General features: G+C 61.2%; 13 protein-coding genes and 1 riboswitch. Of the genes, 5 read left to right on the top strand and 8 right to left on the bottom strand.

All coding sequences use genetic code 11. The features are described from left to right. Positions 1-169: 169 nt before the first annotated feature. The 3 genes from WI754_RS10125 to WI754_RS10115 form a co-directional block, all read right to left on the bottom strand. Positions 170-1,258 carry a PHB depolymerase family esterase gene (locus WI754_RS10125; RefSeq protein WP_349437588.1) on the bottom strand — a complete coding sequence of 363 codons (1,089 nt, stop codon included), beginning with the start codon at positions 1,256-1,258 and terminating at the stop codon, positions 170-172. Positions 1,259-1,394: 136 nt separating this feature from the next. Then, positions 1,395-2,147: a crotonase/enoyl-CoA hydratase family protein gene (locus WI754_RS10120; RefSeq protein WP_349437587.1), complete on the bottom strand. Its 753-nt coding sequence runs from the start codon at positions 2,145-2,147 to the stop codon at positions 1,395-1,397. A 39-nt stretch (positions 2,148-2,186) separates the two neighbouring features. Further along, entirely contained in the window at positions 2,187-3,968 is a 1,782-nt protein-coding gene (locus WI754_RS10115) for an acyl-CoA dehydrogenase (protein ID WP_349437586.1), read from the bottom strand. 210 nt (positions 3,969-4,178) lie between these two features. Here WI754_RS10115 and WI754_RS10110 point away from each other — a divergent pair, with 210 nt between their 5' ends. Next, positions 4,179-5,171, top strand: a complete 993-nt coding sequence (locus WI754_RS10110; protein ID WP_349437585.1) for a transporter — start codon at positions 4,179-4,181, stop codon at positions 5,169-5,171. Positions 5,172-5,228: 57 nt separating this feature from the next. Here the strand turns inward: WI754_RS10110 and WI754_RS10105 are convergent, their stop codons facing one another. Then, a complete protein-coding gene (locus WI754_RS10105; RefSeq protein ID WP_349437584.1) occupies positions 5,229-5,711 on the bottom strand; it encodes a BA14K family protein in 483 nt (160 codons plus the stop codon). A gap of 280 nt (positions 5,712-5,991) precedes the next feature. Here WI754_RS10105 and WI754_RS10100 point away from each other — a divergent pair, with 280 nt between their 5' ends. Further along, the gene (locus WI754_RS10100; protein WP_349437582.1) at positions 5,992-6,969 is read left to right on the top strand and encodes a GH25 family lysozyme; all 978 of its coding nucleotides are present in this window, start codon (positions 5,992-5,994) and stop codon (positions 6,967-6,969) included. Between the two features lie 136 nt (positions 6,970-7,105). Then, positions 7,106-8,776 (top strand): calcium-binding protein, encoded by a 1,671-nt coding sequence (locus tag WI754_RS10095; RefSeq protein ID WP_349437581.1) that lies wholly within the window; start codon positions 7,106-7,108, stop codon positions 8,774-8,776. Positions 8,777-8,874: 98 nt separating this feature from the next. On the opposite strand, the gene WI754_RS10090 is transcribed toward WI754_RS10095, so the two are convergent. Then, positions 8,875-9,180 (bottom strand): DUF982 domain-containing protein, encoded by a 306-nt coding sequence (locus WI754_RS10090; protein ID WP_349437580.1) that lies wholly within the window; start codon positions 9,178-9,180, stop codon positions 8,875-8,877. 645 nt (positions 9,181-9,825) lie between these two features. On the opposite strand from WI754_RS10090, the gene WI754_RS10085 reads away from it, so the two are divergent. After that, a complete protein-coding gene (locus tag WI754_RS10085; RefSeq protein ID WP_349437579.1) occupies positions 9,826-9,990 on the top strand; it encodes a hypothetical protein in 165 nt (54 codons plus the stop codon). 196 nt (positions 9,991-10,186) lie between these two features. Here WI754_RS10085 and WI754_RS10080 read toward each other — a convergent pair whose 3' ends face one another. Further along, on the bottom strand, positions 10,187-11,275 hold the full coding sequence (locus WI754_RS10080) for a hybrid-cluster NAD(P)-dependent oxidoreductase (RefSeq protein ID WP_349437578.1): 1,089 nt from the start codon (positions 11,273-11,275) through the stop codon (positions 10,187-10,189). Between the two features lies 1 nt (position 11,276). Then, positions 11,277-12,521 (bottom strand): aromatic ring-hydroxylating dioxygenase subunit alpha, encoded by a 1,245-nt coding sequence (locus tag WI754_RS10075; protein WP_349437577.1) that lies wholly within the window; start codon positions 12,519-12,521, stop codon positions 11,277-11,279. A gap of 116 nt (positions 12,522-12,637) precedes the next feature. Further along, a riboswitch (cobalamin riboswitch) is annotated at positions 12,638-12,836 on the bottom strand. Between the two features lie 356 nt (positions 12,837-13,192). On the opposite strand from WI754_RS10075, the gene WI754_RS10070 reads away from it, so the two are divergent. Next, positions 13,193-13,795 carry a DUF6656 family protein gene (locus WI754_RS10070; RefSeq protein WP_349437576.1) on the top strand — a complete coding sequence of 201 codons (603 nt, stop codon included), beginning with the start codon at positions 13,193-13,195 and terminating at the stop codon, positions 13,793-13,795. 18 nt (positions 13,796-13,813) lie between these two features. On the opposite strand, the gene WI754_RS10065 is transcribed toward WI754_RS10070, so the two are convergent. After that, positions 13,814-14,875 (bottom strand): diguanylate cyclase, encoded by a 1,062-nt coding sequence (locus WI754_RS10065; protein ID WP_349437575.1) that lies wholly within the window; start codon positions 14,873-14,875, stop codon positions 13,814-13,816. Between the last annotated feature and the right edge of the window lie 127 nt (positions 14,876-15,002).

The following is a 15,002-nucleotide window of genomic DNA, read 5'->3' as shown; positions in this document are numbered from 1 at the left end:
TCGCGAGGATGAAGACATGCCCCGGAAGGGCGGAAAAGACACGGCGCGCGTCATGCGTCCTGATGGGAGTGGACATACCGCCCCCGGATGGCCTGACCATAAGCGGACGTACTTAAGGCAGCGTTAAAATTTCCTGGTTTGAAACGCTAGGATTTTAAAGGCTTTCCACCTATTCGGCCGCCTGTCGCAGGGCCGACAGCAGGGCCGGTTTTTTCAGTCCCCAGGCGGTCGCCAGATGCATCGACGAGGAAATTCCGGCGTCGAGCATGAAGGGACCCGGCGTGTCGGCCTTTGGCCGCGAGGCGGGTCTCGGCTTCAACGGCGTTCCGTGCCCCAAGCCCTCGATCAGGTAGAATTCGACCGCAACCTTCCCGGCCGCAGTCTTCCAGACGCGGCGGATGTGACCGTCGACTTGACTTTGCGTGTAGGCGTCGCGTTCGAGCCCGTGCACATCGAGCCATTGCTCAAGCAGCGCTTCGGCATTCGACAGCGAGACAGTGTGGTCCAGCGTCCCGTGCCAGATGGAGACCGCAGGAAAGTCACGATTTACGGTTGAGGCAGCACGCACAAGATTGCCCCATTCCTGCGGCGTCCGCTCGGGCGCCTGCTTCATCGCGGCAAGCGCCCGGTGCACATCGCGGGCCGCGCCAAAGGGCAAGCCGGCAATGATGCCACCGGCACGAAACACGTCGGGATAGGCGGCCAGCATCGCCGCAGTCATGGCGCCGCCTGCCGAGAGGCCGGTGACGAACACCTGCTTGCGGTCGATGCCATGTGCCGTCGCCATCTTGGCGACCATCTGGCGGATCGACATCACCTCGCCGCGGTCGCGGGCAACGTTGCTCGGACGAAACCAGTTGAAACAGAGATTTTGGTTGTTGGAGCGGGTCTGCTCGGCATAGGCGACGGCAAAACCGCGCTCGCGCGCCAGGACCGACCAGCCACTGCCGCGGTCATAGGCTTCGGCCGTCTGGTGGCAGCCATGCAGGACGACGACGAGCGGCGACTTCTTCGGCAGGTTAGCAGGCACATATTTCAGCATGCGCAGACGGCCCGGATTGCTGCCGAACGCCTTTACTTCCTCAAGCTTTCCAACCGATCGTGGTCTTGCTGCGGGCGGTACCGGCACCGATGCCGGTACCGAAGTGGCAGAAACAAGAGCCTTGCGCGTGACCTTGACCGCCTTGGCAAGGGTCCTTTCCCATCGCCGGTGCTGCCTGAGCATATCGGAGAGGGAAAGCTTGAATCGAGACCGCATGGACGAATCCTTGGTTTTCCGGCATCTCCCAATGCCTGTTATTCCTCCACGCAACAGGCAGCAATATGGGTCTGATCTCGCCATCCGGCAAGGCAGGCTCGCAGAGAATCGCCTCCGACCAATCGTCGCGCGTCAGTCAGCGGCGCATGAAAGCCTCGAAGGCGGCGCGCGCTTCGGCGCTCTTCAGTTGCGCGGAGAAGTGTTCCGCCTCTTCTTCGATGCGCGCCAGCACGTGGGACCGGTCACCACGGATCAGCTGGCGGGCGATGCGCAGGGCTTCCGGCGGTTTCCTGGCGAGGTTCGCGGCGAGTGCCAGCACCTCCTCCTCGATCGCATCGGCACCGGCGATCTTCCAGATCAGGCCGGCTTCCTGCGCTTCCTCGGCCGTAAAGGGCTCGCCCGCGGCCAGAAGCGCAAAGGCGCGCTGGTGGCCGGCGATGCGCGGCACGATCAAGCTGGAGGCTGCCTCCGGCACCAGCGCCAGATCGACGAAGGGCGTCCTGAACACCGAACGCGCCGAGGCGATCGTCAGGTCGCAGTGCAGGTGGATCGTCGCCCCGATGCCGATCGCCAAACCATCGACTCCGGAAACGACGGGCTTGGCGGCGCTCGCCAACGCGCGCAGGAAGTCGAGCACCTCCTGCCCCATAGTTCCGCCCATGGCAAAGGCCATGAAATCGGCCATGTCGTTACCGGCCGAAAAGCAGCCTTCGGTTCCGAGAAAGGCGGTGACGCGGACGGCGTCATCGGTGCCCGCGACGGTGAGCGCATTGGCCATCTTGGCGTACATCGCCCCGGTGATGGCATTCTTCTTGGCCGGTCGGTTGAACCGTATGACCTGAACGCCGGGATAGTTTTGCGGCCGCTCGATCAGAACGTCGTCGGTCATGGCAGTCTCCTTCAGGGCCAAGTGTTCGGGCCTAGTTGTTTAGACAAGTGCGATGCGGGCGGCGGCAAGGCTTGCCGCGCCGTTGATGATGCTGTTCTTGAGCGCCGCCGTTTCGGACAACAGGTTCTCGGCGGCAAAACGGCAGAGCGCAATGCGGGCATCGCGGCCCCCGTCGCCCGCCTCCGCCAACCCGCCCTTGGCAAGGTAGACGCCGGTCAGCGTCAGACCGAACAGCCGCTGATAGGCCGTGGCGCCGGCAAGCGCCTCGGCGGATTTGCCTTCGGCCAGACGGGCGAGCAGCCACTCTGTCGTCGCTTCAAGATCGGCGATCGCATCATCGAGGTGGCTGCCTGTCTTGCCAAAATCGACAAGGTTCGACAACCCGACCTCGTCCACGATCGCCTTCAATTCAGCGATGAAGCCGCGGACATGGCCACCATCCGACAATGGCAGCTTTCGGGTGACGAGATCGATGGCCTGGATGCCGTTGGTGCCCTCGTAGATCGGCGCTATCCGCGCGTCGCGCAGATAGCGCGCAGCACCCGTCTCCTCGATGAAGCCCATGCCGCCGTGAACCTGGATCCCCATCGAAGCGACCTCGACACCGACATCGGTGCCGAAGGACTTGGCGATCGGCGTCAAGAGGCTGGAGCGCTCCTGCCAATGGCGCGCCGCCTCGCCTTCGGACACATGCGCCCGATCGACGGCACGGGCGCAGGCAAAGGCGATCGCGCGCGCGCCCTGGGTCAGCGCCTTCATGGTCAGCAGCGTGCGGGCGATGTCCGGATGCTCGATGATCGGGCTCATGCCCGTTCCCTGCCAGCCCGGCGCCTTGCCCTGCGTGCGTTCGCGCGCATAGTTCAGCGCGTGTTGGGTCGCAGCGTCCGCCATCGCCACCCCTTGCGTGCCGACGGCAAGGCGAGCATTGTTCATCATCGTGAACATGCAATTGAGGCCCTTGTTCTCCTCGCCGACCAGATAGCCGACAGCGCCCTTCTCATCACCGAACTTGCCGTCACCATAGACCATGGTGCAGGTCGGCGAGGCATGGATGCCGAGCTTGTGCTCGAGCGAATGGCAGAACAGATCGTTGCGGGCGCCGAGCGAGCCGTCCTCGTTGACGAGGAATTTCGGCACCAGGAATAACGAAATGCCACGGGTGCCATCCGGCGCGCCGGCGAGACGGGCAAGCACCAGATGAACGATGTTGTCAGTCATCTCATGTTCGCCCCAGGTGATGAAGATCTTCTGGCCGAAAATGCGGTAGGTACCATCGTCGCGGCGCTCGGCGCGGGTCTTCAAAACGCCGAGATCGGAGCCGGCATGCGGCTCGGTCAGGTTCATCGTGCCGGTCCATTCACCGGAAATCATCTTGGCAAGGAAGACCGATTTCAGCGCGTCCGAGCCGTGTTTTTCCAGCGCATCGACCGCGCCCATGGTCAGCATCGGCGCCAGCGCGAAGGCCATAGAGCCGGCATTCCAGAATTCCATCGCCGCGATATGCAGCATATGCGGCAGGCCCTGGCCGCCGAACTCCTCCGGTGCCGTCAGACTGTTCCAGCCGCCTGCGGCCCAGTTGCGGTAAAGGTCGCGCCAGCCATCCGGCGCCCTGACCTTGCCGTCGATCAGCTTCGAGCCCTGCTTGTCGCCGATATCGGCAAGTGGCGCCACTTCTTCATTGGCGAAGCGGCCGGCTTCCCCAAGGATGGCGTCGACGAGATCCTCGTCCAGATCGCCGAAAACGCCTTCGGCCAGGTCCTCGCTCAGGCCGGCCACGTGCTTGAGCGTGAACAGAACGTCGTCCACCGGTGCCTTGTACATATCGTCTCCTCCCGCAGTCACATGACAACATTGCCGCACGGCAGTCCAGCAATGGCGTCTTCGTCGGCGGAGAAATTATTGATTTTTACGTAAACGTCAATATTTGATTGTTCAACACTGCGGGAGCGGTCTCGCGGTGGACGGACCACAACAAAACTGTCATGAAACCTGAATAAAGCGAAGTCTGGCCTCCTCCCGGGATCACGCCGCATGAATCTCATCTCCTCTGAAATCCCAGGCCTCGTCTGGGCCTATCGTTTTCTGCCGGGCGAAAGCCGCTGCCTGCGGATCGCCGCGGATTCCTCGATCGACGCTCTGATGGAAGGCGAAGGCTGGGTCTGGCTGCATCTGGCATTGAGCGATGCCCGCACCCCTGCCCTGATCGAGCGCATCACCACCCTGCCGCAGAGCGCGCTTTCGACGCTGACCAGCCACGACACGCAGGCGGCCGTCACCGTCTCCGACGACATGATCTATGGCACGCTGGTCGATTTCGAGCGCACCTTCGACGCCGTAACGAAAACCATAGGCTGGCTACATTTCGCCGTTACCGAAAAGATCATCATCACCACGCGTCTGCATCCGCTGCGCAGCATCGACCGGGTCAAGGCTGCCGTCGAAAAGAGCGCCCGCTGTGCCCGTCCGATCGACCTGTTCGAAATGATGGTGGTCGAGTTCCAGCGCACCCTGATCAGCCTCGTGCTGGAGTTGACCGAAGACCTCAACGAAATCGAGGACGACGTCTATGGCGAGGCCGGCCACAACCACCAGCCGCGCCTCGCCCCGCTGCGGCGAACGGCCGTGCGCCTGCACCGGCATCTGCGCACGCTGCTGGCCCTGTTGCGGCGCGCCGGGACCTCGGAGGAGGCGGAAGTGCCGCCGGGCTTCATCGACGTGGCGGAGCGCCTGTCGGACCGGCTGGAATCCGTCGACCGTGACGTTTTTGCGCTGCAGGAACGCGCCCGCCTGCTGCATGAAGAAATCGACAGCAAGCTGTCCTCGGAAACCAACCGGCACCTCTACATCCTGTCGCTGATGACAGCCTTCCTCCTGCCGCCGACGCTGGTCACCGGCTTCTTCGGCATGAACACCAGCAGCCTGCCCTTTGCCGACGGCGTGCACGGCACATTGCTCGCCGGGTTGTTCATCCTGCTTTCGATGGGCTTTGCCTGGACGATTCTCAAGCGGATCGGAATTCTTTGAAACGCACAAAAAAGCCGGAGACAACGTCTCCGGCCAGTTGGTGCTTCAAGACAATCATCAATACGGCGAAACGCACTGCCGGCGCGGACCGCCGTAAGGCTGGTAGGTATCGTCGTAGGCGCGGTAGCTGCGATAGCGGTTTGCGCACCATTCGACATGGCTGCCGCCGTAACGCACAGGCGGCTGTGCGATGGCTCCACCGATGATCGCGCCGGTAGCAAAAGCCGCGAGCGGGAACCAGTATCCGTTATATTCGCGGTAACCCGGGCGGTAGTAGCGATAGCCACGATGACCGCCGTAATAGGAGTAATCATCCCGGCGATAATTCCGGCGATAATCCCGGCGATAATATCCATCGCGATCCCGCCAGCGTTCGTCGTCACCGCGCCGGCGATAATACTGCACGGCCTCGACATCGCTTGCGCGCTCTGCCTTTACCGGTGCCGGAATCTGGGGGAAAGCCTGCGATGGAGTGAAAGACGTCGCCAGCATCACGGCCGAGAGGGCCAGCGACGCCATTTTTAATCCGAAAACACCCATGGGTTTCTCCATTCGATTTTTTTGTCGACAAGATTGTCTTGCCCAATGAACGGTCCGCAGCGTTTTTTGTTCCACGAACCACCACAGATAAGCACGCCCGCCGAGTTCGCGAAAGACGTGTCAAAGCCTTGAACCTGAACCGCATCTCTACCACCCGCCAGGGTTTTGCCGTCGACGGCGATTTTCCTCGCGGGCATGTCCGAGGGGTCGTCAGGACGAAAATCGCGACAAGGCTCGAGACTTTAACCCTCGGTTAACCCTGTTTCAGCACCCTCTTGTGATGGAAAAGCGCCGGTCTGTCAGCTTGGGCATGTTTTTCCGCCTCGCCGTCATCCTCGGCGTCGCGCTGATCTCGGGCGGCGTTGACGCCCGCGACCTCCTTCCGTGGAAATCCAGGGACACCGCGCTGGTCATCGACGCCTACGAGATGAACATCATCGACTGGGGTGAGATGCTGAAGGACAAGCGCATCGCCGGTTTCATCTCCAAGGCGTCGGACGGCCTGCCGGAGAGTTTCACCTGCACGGGAGATCACGGCGGCGACACCGTTGCCCACTGTAAGACGATGTGGCGGAAATATGCGGTGAGCCGCGAGCTCTACCAGACACGACGGCTCATTGCCCGCGCAAACGGCCTGCTCTGGGGTGCCTACCACCTCGCCCGCCCCGGCAATCCGGTCGACCAGGCCAATCATTTTCTCGACTATGCCGACCCGCGCGCGGACGAACTGATGGTGCTCGACATCGAAGGTATCGATGCGGGAAAATACATGTCTCTGGAGGACGCGGCTATTTTCGCCGGGCATGTCAAAACGCGTACCGGGCGTTATCCGATGCTCTATACCAACCACGCGACCGCCAAATACATCGCAGCCAACCGCGACCGTTTCCCGATCCTGTCGCGCCTGCCACTCTGGTATGCACGCTACAGGCCTGGCATACGCAACGTCTTCCCGATGGGAAACTGGGACAGCTACGCGCTCTGGCAGTTCTCGTCGGCGGCGAACTGCGGCAAGCGGCGCTGCCCCTACCGTGTCGCCGGAACCCTGACCGACATCGACGTCAATGTCGCCGCGATGAATGCCAAGGCCCTCAAGGCCGTATGGGCGAAAGGAGAGCTCCTGCCCGCCAAGCCGCTGGACAAGCCGCTGCTGATCGCCACCGGCAAAGGCAGCGTCTCCGCAGGCGCTGGCATTGGCGTCGATCTGACTTTGACGGGGTCAATCCGCAGGGTTTCCAACGCCCTGGCTTTGAGGTAAGCAACGTCACACCGAGCGGTAGCAATGCATTTACCGTCACCGTGGAAATGCCCTTCCAAACGCGATCCCTGTTTACCTCTTTGGCCGTATGACGGTTCAAAAAACGAAAGCCGCCCCCCCTGCACATGATGAGCAGATGACGAACAAGATTGTGATCAGCAGCAACAGCACGGCGCCGGTATCGGTGCTTGATGCAGACAGCGAATTTATCGTCGACGCGGACGTGACCCTGTCGACGCCCGCAACCGCCATCGTTGCAACCGGCACGGCCCTCGGCCGTTATTTCTATATCAATGGCACCGTCATCTCTGCGTCGAGCGATGTCTTCCAGTTCGGCACGACCACCGTTGCCGACAGTCAGAGCCAGTTCGTCGTCAGCAGTACCGGCAAGGTTTCCGGTGGCGATTACGGCCTCAAGATCGATAGCGGTGGCCTTGAATTGAGCAATGCCGGCACCATCGAGGCGCGGCTGACAGCGATCACGGCTGCGGGCGAGGCGACGCAGGTCGTCAATTCCGGCCTGATCACCTCATCGGCAGGCATGGGAATAGCCGTTTCCGGCAGCGCCGCCATCGTCATCAATCACGGCACGACACATGCCGAAACGACGGCCGTAGAACTTTCCGGTGCGAATGCCCTTTTCACCAACAACGGCGAGCTGCGTTCCGACACCTCCTATGCCCTGGTTTCGAGCGGCGAAGGGGCGGCGCTCACCAACCACGGCACGATCGTCGCCAAGGGCACCGCCATTCTTTCCTCCGGCATTGCCGCGATCATCACCAATGACGGCAAGACGAGCTCGACGACTGGCTACGCGATCGCGGCCAGGGGCAATGACGCCACGGTCACCAACAGCGGCACGATAAGCGCTGACAAGGCCGCCATCCTTCTCACCGGTGGTAGCGGCATCGTCACCAATGACGGCCTGATCAAGACCTCGGCCTATGCCATCGCCGTATCGGCGGATGAGGCGACCATCACCAACAACAAGACCATCACGGCAGGCGGTGGCGTCAAACTGGCGGGGGCGGACGGCACGCTCACCAATCACGGTACGATCACGGGCACGGGCCCATCCGCGCCAGTGGTGGATTTCTCGGGCGCATCCAAATCCAGCCTGCACAATACCGGCCTGATATCGGCGAAATCGCTGGCCTTTCTCGGCGGCGATGGCGTCCAGTCTGTCTTCAACAGCGGCACCATCACTGGTGCGGTCAAGCTCGGCGGCGGTAAAGACTATTTCGACGGCACAGGCGGCGAGGTGAACAGCACTGTTTATGGCGGCAGCGGCAACGACACCTATGTGATTAGTGACGCCGCGATCAAACTGTCGGAAGCCTCCGGCGGCGGCACAGACCTCGTCAAGGCAAGCGTGTCTTTCACGCTCGGAAGCTATTTCGAGAACCTGACGCTGAACGGTACGGCCAGCATCAATGCCACCGGCAACACGCTCGCCAACCGGCTTCATGGCAACAGCGGCAAGAACAGCATCGACGGCTTGGCCGGCCGCGACCTGATCTGGGGCCACGCCGGCGCCGACAGGCTGACCGGCGGCTCCGGCGCCGACCAGTTCGTCTTCAATACCGGCGACGGCAAAGACAAAATCACCGATTTCGCCGCCACCGGCTCGATCCACGACACTCTCGACCTAGCAGGTCTGGAGAGCATCACCAGCTACACGGATCTTGCGAAGAACCATATGCATCAGGTCGGCAGCGATGTGCTGATCGATGGGCTGAACGGCGACAGCATCTTGCTGAAGAACGTGAAGCTGGCGGCGTTGGACAAGGGCGATTTTCTGTTCTAGCCGTTTTCCAGCTCCAGCCATGACGCTCACCGGTTTCCGTCTCATCCCGCCCTCCTCGGACAATGGGGCGGCGGTCGTTTCCGCCCCCTCGCCTGCGTTTATACGGCCGCTGGGGTTCCGCGTTGGGCCGACCGGCCATAGGGCAGCGGCGCTGCCATTATTGCCGGCATGTCGGCCTCCAGGCACGCGGCAATAAACGCCTCACGGGCTACCGCCGCCGGCGTCATCCGGCTCAGGGCTCGCCTGCAGGACGACACGGCGCGATCGTAGCGTTCTCCTCGCTTGAGCGGCCATTCGTTTTCCAGGAAATCAAGGGCTTCGTAGACGCTGCTGAAGGTGCGGTCCAAACCGGAGCGCAGGGTCACTTTCAGGGGATGGGTCCACGGAACATCGCGAATAGTCATCTTTTTTCCTCCTTTTTGGCTACCTCTTCACGGGTATCGGAGGATAATATTGGCAACGAAATAAGTTCGTTCAAGAGGTGCTTCAGCCCTTCAAACCAACCGGCGATCAAATAATCAAAGGCCCCTTCCTGCGTAGAAAGGGGCCAAAGGCATACGTTCTGAAATCGGCGCAAGATACTTCTCTCTTGCGTCTTTGATTGTACTAAATTGGTAGGCGCCAACAAGTAACGTTTTCCGACAGAAGGTCTCCTGCGCGTTACCGAAGATGTCGATAAGTGCGGGAATTTCGTTGCTGCACGGGTGTTCAATGCCGAATCAAGTGCGCGGCGGACAGATTGGAAATTTTCGGCGTATCGCCGGCGATGGCGACCCGACCGGGCGGTTCGAAGGCCGTCGACTGGTTTATTGCCAGACCGTCGGATTTATCAGCTTTTGCATGGTGCGTCCGACGCTGGGAACCACATCCGAACCCGCCTGAGTGCCTCGTTCGCCTTGCCGCTGGGGCATCGAAAAACCGACGCGGCCCGGCTCATCATCCCGCCTTCCCCGGGAGACAACCTGACTTGCCATCAAAGATGATTTGAGACAGAGTCCCGGTATGGTTGCTCTTGAGGTTTGGGCAAGCTGCCATGAATGGAGAACATCATGCGTATCAGATCCCTCATGGCTGTTGCCGCAATCGCGTTCTTATCACTGTCTGGATGCGCGAGCACCGGCACCGGCAACACAACCTATAGCCAATGGCAGGGCGCATACCCTGAGCCTGATTTCGGCGCAGTCGATTCCGGCGGCGTGCGCATTTTGTACTAAGGCGCATCGCGTCAAAACAGATTAAGGCGATGCGCCTTTCATCTCTGTGTTTATGCATGTCGCCCCCCGAGGCCCGGGATCGTCATTCCGAGCGTAGGCCGGTTGCGCCGCTGTCTACCGAGAGCCAAGCGCCTCCCATCGCATGGCATTTCGTTTTCCGAACGTCAGTAGCGAACGTTCGTAAAAACCCGGTGGCTCACGCCTCGATCTGCACGTCCCCGAGTGGCCGCGAACAGCAGGCGAGAATGTAGCCTTCGTCGATCTCGTCATCGAGGATGCCGCCATTGTGATGCATCTCGACTTCGCCGGAGACCTTCATGACGCGGCAGGTTCCACAGAGGCCACCTTCGCAGGCGGCACCGATGCGAACGCCGGCAGCGCGGGCCGTCTGCAGGATGGTCTGCCCGGGCTGGCACTTGGCTTCCTTGCCGGCCATGGTGAAGGTCACGGTGGAGACGGCTTCGCCATCGACCTCAGCCCCGATCGCGAATTCCTCCGCAGCCGGCGCTGCAGCCGGCTGGAAGCTTTCCTCGTGATAGCGGTTCATGTCGAAGCCAACGCTTTCCAGCATCGACTTCACACCGCGCATGAAGGGCTCCGGACCACAACAGAAGACGGTCCTGTCGCGGAAGTCCGGCGCAAGCAGTGCGAGCTTCGAGGTTTCGATACGGCCGCGCAGCCCGTGCCAGCCGTGGCGCGGCGCATGCGTCTCGACGATGAAGCCGAGATTGAGGTTCGGCATGTTGCGGGAGATGTTCTCGAGTTCATCACGGAACAGAAGGTCGTCCGGCTGGCGGGCGCAGGAGAGGAAGGTGACATCCGTCTGCGGCGCGCAATCGGCCATCCAGCGGGTCATCGACATCATCGGCGTGATGCCGGAACCGGCGGAGATGAACAGGTATTTTTCGCCCGGATGGCGCACGAAGGAGAAATCGCCGAGCGGGCCGAAGGCCTTCAGCTTCATGCCGGGTTTCAGGCTTTCGAACATCCAGCGCGTGCCGATGCTCGATGCCTGCGCCTTGACGGTCACGGCCACCGTGAACGGCCGCGACGGCGTCGAGGACAGCGTATAGGTGCGCATCACCGGATCGTCCGGCGTCACCGGCAGTTCGAGCGTGACGAACTGGCCCGGCACGTAGCGGAACCAGCTGTCCTTGTCAGCCTTGAAGCCGAAGGTCATCACGTCCGGGGCTTCGGCGGTGACGGAGATGCATTCCAGAAGATGCTGCCGGTCGTTGAACGGCTGCAATTCGTCGAAGTGCCGGAAGGATGAAGCAATCGTCATGTCAGGCAACCCGGACCAGAGGGGTGGAGGCTCCGTGCAGGCGATCCTGCATGAAATTGACGTACCATTCGACGAACTGCATCACGCCGCCCTCATGTTCGGGTGAATAGGGGCCGGGCTGATAGGCAGGCGAGCGGATGCCGAAGGCATTTTCCTCGACGATCTGGCGATCCTGATCGTTGGTTTCCGTCCAGACATGCGTCAGTTCTTCGAGGTTGTAATCGACACCTTCGACGGCATCCTTGTGCACCAGCCACTTGGTGGTGACCTGGGTCAGTTCGGGCCCGAGCGGCAGCACGCGGAAGGTGATGGCGTGGTCGCCCAGGATATGGTTCCAGGTGCTCGGATAGTGGAAGAGCAGGAGCGTGCCGATATGGCTCTGGCTGACATCGTCGGAGAGTTGGCGCTTGACGGCGCGCTTGCCGGACATGGTGTAGCTTTCGGCATCCTGGATCAGCGGCATGCGGGCAACGCGGAACTGGCCGGTCGGCGACATCCTGAACTCGCTCGGCAAGCCTTCGGCTTCGGATTTCGTCCAGTGCTCGGCAATGATCGGGTCGTCCTTGGCGCCCTGCACGCCGGTCGCGGTCGGCGCTTCGGGATAGGTGCGGCAGAGTTCCGGGTGGTTGGCGGCGCAGTGGTAGCACTCGCGGTTGTTTTCCCAGACGAGTTTCCAGTTGCCCTTCTCGATGATCGTGCTCTCGAAGGCGACCTTGGTGTCTTTCAGATTGTGCGGCGTGACATAGGACGACACCATGTCGCGCATCGGCTGGAAATCCATCGGCTCGTCGGCGAGGCAGATGAAGATATAGCCGCCGATGGTTTCGCAATGGATCGGCTTCAGGCTGTGCTGCGCCTTGTCGAAATCCTCGCCCATCTGGCGGGCGAAGAGCAGCTTGCCGTCGAGCTCGTAGGTCCACTGGTGATAGGGACAGACAAGCTTGGCCGACGAGCCCTTCTGCCCGGCGCAGACGCGCGAACCGCGGTGGCGGCAGGAATTGTGAAGCGCCCGGACGGCACCCTGGCGATCGCGGACGATGACGACCGGATAGTCGCCGACCTGAACGGTAAAATAGTTGCCGGCCTTCGGGATTTCGCAGTCATGACCGATGAACAGCCAGTCCTTGTACCAGATCTGCTCCATGTCGAGCTTGTAGAGATCGGGATCGGTGTAGAAGGCCTGCTCCAGGCTGTGCCCGTCGCGGCGGGTCTTGAGTTTGCGGAGGACTTCGCTGCGGAGATCCATGTTCGTTTCCTTGTGCTCGCCACTTTTCGGTTGAGCGGACAGGAAAGGAACCACCACCGCGCCGGGAGTGCGCGTGGATATACTGGTTCGCCTTCCGGCTGCCCGCCGCAACCCAGACATCAATTTCGCCACAAGGCTGGTTTCCGGGCTCAGGAGCTGTCCTTTCGGACCATCGCGGCGCCTTCCCGGATCTCTCCAGTGGCCTTTTGCCGAGGTTTCGCTCCACCACCGTTGCGGGGGCAGCGCCGGATTTCGACCGGCTTCCCAATTCTCCGCCCTCCCTATAAAGGCGGCACCTTGAGTGTTTTCATCTAATCTGCCGATGCGGCCGGACAGCCGCCGATTAACGACATCCGGTTCCAGAATGACGACACACGCACAGTTGGTTTTCCAGGTGGCCGGAATGGCTATTTTATAAGCAGAAACAACGATCTTTCCTGATTTTTCGGCAGATGGCGCCTTTTCCGCCACACACTGCCAAATTCTGTGCAGCGACTGTCTTTTTGCGACATATTGCGGCGCGGCAACCCTCGTGAAAGCGCAAGCTTCGCACCATCGGGGGCGGCTAATGCTTGGAAAGACTGCGTTAACTCTCGCAATGTAGCTTCTCCTCATAAACGTTTCCGCCGCGGCATGTCCGCGGCACTCCGACGCAATCCTGGTGCAGGCCGATGCCAAACTTGAGATATTTCGACGCTGCTGCCGTCAAGAAACCGGTTCAATCGCCGAAAACGGCTGTTCATACCGAATTCCTGCGCACCGGGCGCATCAACCGGCCCCAGCAATGGAGCGTCGAGGAAAAGCGCTACCTGACCCACCAGGAAGTGGCCGCCCGCACCGGCCGCAGGCTTGAGGCTGCCGGAGCCGTAACGCATGAGCGTATCAACGGCTTCCATGCCTCCATCCGCTTCCCGAAGCTGATATTCCATCGCACGCTTTCGGGCAGCCCGCATCTCGGCTATTGCCACGTGACCACGGCGCGGACGAAGTTCGCCAAGTTCGACGATGTCCGGTGGTCGTTCTACATCGCCAACTTCTTCTCCGACATCGGCGACGACGAGCACTTCTTCGACAAGATCAAGATGGGCTATTCGCGGATGTATTTTGCCGTCGCGACAGAACTCGACGCGGAGGAAGGCAAGCTCACGCTCAACCGCACCGTCCACGACAACGGCCTGCTGTTTCGCACCCGCGATCCGAAAAAAGCCTTGAAAAACGTGCTTTTGCTTGGCGCCTGCAATGAACAGCTTCGCAAGATCATCAACAGCCTTTGACGCTTTCGCGGCAGCCGCCTATCGCTTGTAAATCAGCCAGTCCCGCCCTGCCGGCTGCTCGTCCTCGCTTTCATGAACGACGGTATAATCGCCGCCCTTGGCCTGTGCCTTGGCAAGCGCCTTTTCGGCAGTTCCGACGAGATCGAACGCATTGCCGGCACTATGCGACATGCACACGCCGACTGAAAGCGTGACGCTGCCAAGGCTGCGACCGGTTTTCGGGTGCTTGAAATGGACACCGCGCAAAGCCGATCGCAGCAGCGCCATGAGGCGCACGACCTCCCGCTCCTCTCCCGCATTGATGAGGAAGCCAAAGCGGACGCCGTCGAAACGTGCCGCCAGTTCGCTTGGCGGAAAGGCCTGCTGCGTGATGCCGCCGATATGGCGGGCGAGATGATCGGCGATCGCGGCGGCCTGTTCGCCGGAGAGCCGCTGGCTGGTATCCGGCTCGGCGATCGCAACGCCGCAGGCAAGCGGCAGATCGGGGTCGGCGTAGACCTTGGCCAGCGCCTTGTTGAAGGCGCGGCGGTTGGCAAGGCCGGTCATCGCATCCGAGAATTTCGTCGCCTCGAAATCGGCAAACTCCTTCTGGACGCCGGCGATAACATTGGATTGCGCCGTGACACTCTGCTCCAGTTCGGCGTTTTGCGATACCTGCCGCTCGGTTGCCCGCTTCAGAGCCTGGATCGAGTTCTTGAGTGCCGCCTGGCTTGCCTCATCCGAAACGACGAGCGCCTTCGACGCCTCGCCGATCAACCGGCCGTAATCGTCGAGCGAACTCTTTTCGCGTGACAAAAGGTTCATGAAATTGCTCATCTCGTCACGCACGATCGTCGTCGAGCGTGCAAGAACGCTCGCCTCATGGTGATGGGGCAGGTATTTGCGGCCGAGTTCGTCGAGTGCGGCCTGCGACTTGTTTTTGCCGAGCGCGATGAAGTCCCGCACCAGTTCCGGGTTGGCGCCCGCATAGGCCTCGTAGACCAGTTCGTAGTTTCTCGGGACAGCGTCGATGCCCATCTGGTGCATGGCGGTGGCGATGCGCAGGGCAAGGTCGTTGGGCATGGATTTCTTGTTGGCCATTTGCGCTCCGGCAGGGTGTAGAACGCAATGGCTAGCATGTCCAACTTTCAGCTCCTCTAATAGAAGCTGTCGCATTTTAAGAAATCTTGAAGCGGGCTGTATCGATCGGGCACAGTCAGGGCTCGCC

It is taken from the genome of Pararhizobium sp. A13 (genome assembly GCF_040126305.1).
Taxonomy (GTDB): domain Bacteria; phylum Pseudomonadota; class Alphaproteobacteria; order Rhizobiales; family Rhizobiaceae; genus Pararhizobium.
This window is presented reverse-complemented; position numbering and strand designations above follow the sequence as displayed.

Bases quoted from the DNA above. Each gene is read 5' to 3' on its own strand.
- WI754_RS10110 (WP_349437585.1), top strand. From the start codon at position 4,179: ATGAATCTCATCTCCTCTGAAATCCCAGGCCTCGTCTGGGCCTATCGT.
- WI754_RS10105 (WP_349437584.1), bottom strand. From the start codon at position 5,711: ATGGGTGTTTTCGGATTAAAAATGGCGTCGCTGGCCCTCTCGGCCGTG.
- WI754_RS10115 (WP_349437586.1), bottom strand. From the start codon at position 3,968: ATGTACAAGGCACCGGTGGACGACGTTCTGTTCACGCTCAAGCACGTG.
- WI754_RS10065 (WP_349437575.1), bottom strand. From the start codon at position 14,875: ATGGCCAACAAGAAATCCATGCCCAACGACCTTGCCCTGCGCATCGCC.
- WI754_RS10080 (WP_349437578.1), bottom strand. From the start codon at position 11,275: ATGACGATTGCTTCATCCTTCCGGCACTTCGACGAATTGCAGCCGTTC.
- WI754_RS10125 (WP_349437588.1), bottom strand. From the start codon at position 1,258: ATGCGGTCTCGATTCAAGCTTTCCCTCTCCGATATGCTCAGGCAGCAC.
- WI754_RS10090 (WP_349437580.1), bottom strand. From the start codon at position 9,180: ATGACTATTCGCGATGTTCCGTGGACCCATCCCCTGAAAGTGACCCTG.
- WI754_RS10120 (WP_349437587.1), bottom strand. From the start codon at position 2,147: ATGACCGACGACGTTCTGATCGAGCGGCCGCAAAACTATCCCGGCGTT.
- WI754_RS10075 (WP_349437577.1), bottom strand. From the start codon at position 12,521: ATGGATCTCCGCAGCGAAGTCCTCCGCAAACTCAAGACCCGCCGCGAC.
- WI754_RS10100 (WP_349437582.1), top strand. From the start codon at position 5,992: ATGGAAAAGCGCCGGTCTGTCAGCTTGGGCATGTTTTTCCGCCTCGCC.
- WI754_RS10085 (WP_349437579.1), top strand. From the start codon at position 9,826: ATGCGTATCAGATCCCTCATGGCTGTTGCCGCAATCGCGTTCTTATCA.
- WI754_RS10095 (WP_349437581.1), top strand. From the start codon at position 7,106: ATGACGAACAAGATTGTGATCAGCAGCAACAGCACGGCGCCGGTATCG.
- WI754_RS10070 (WP_349437576.1), top strand. From the start codon at position 13,193: ATGCCAAACTTGAGATATTTCGACGCTGCTGCCGTCAAGAAACCGGTT.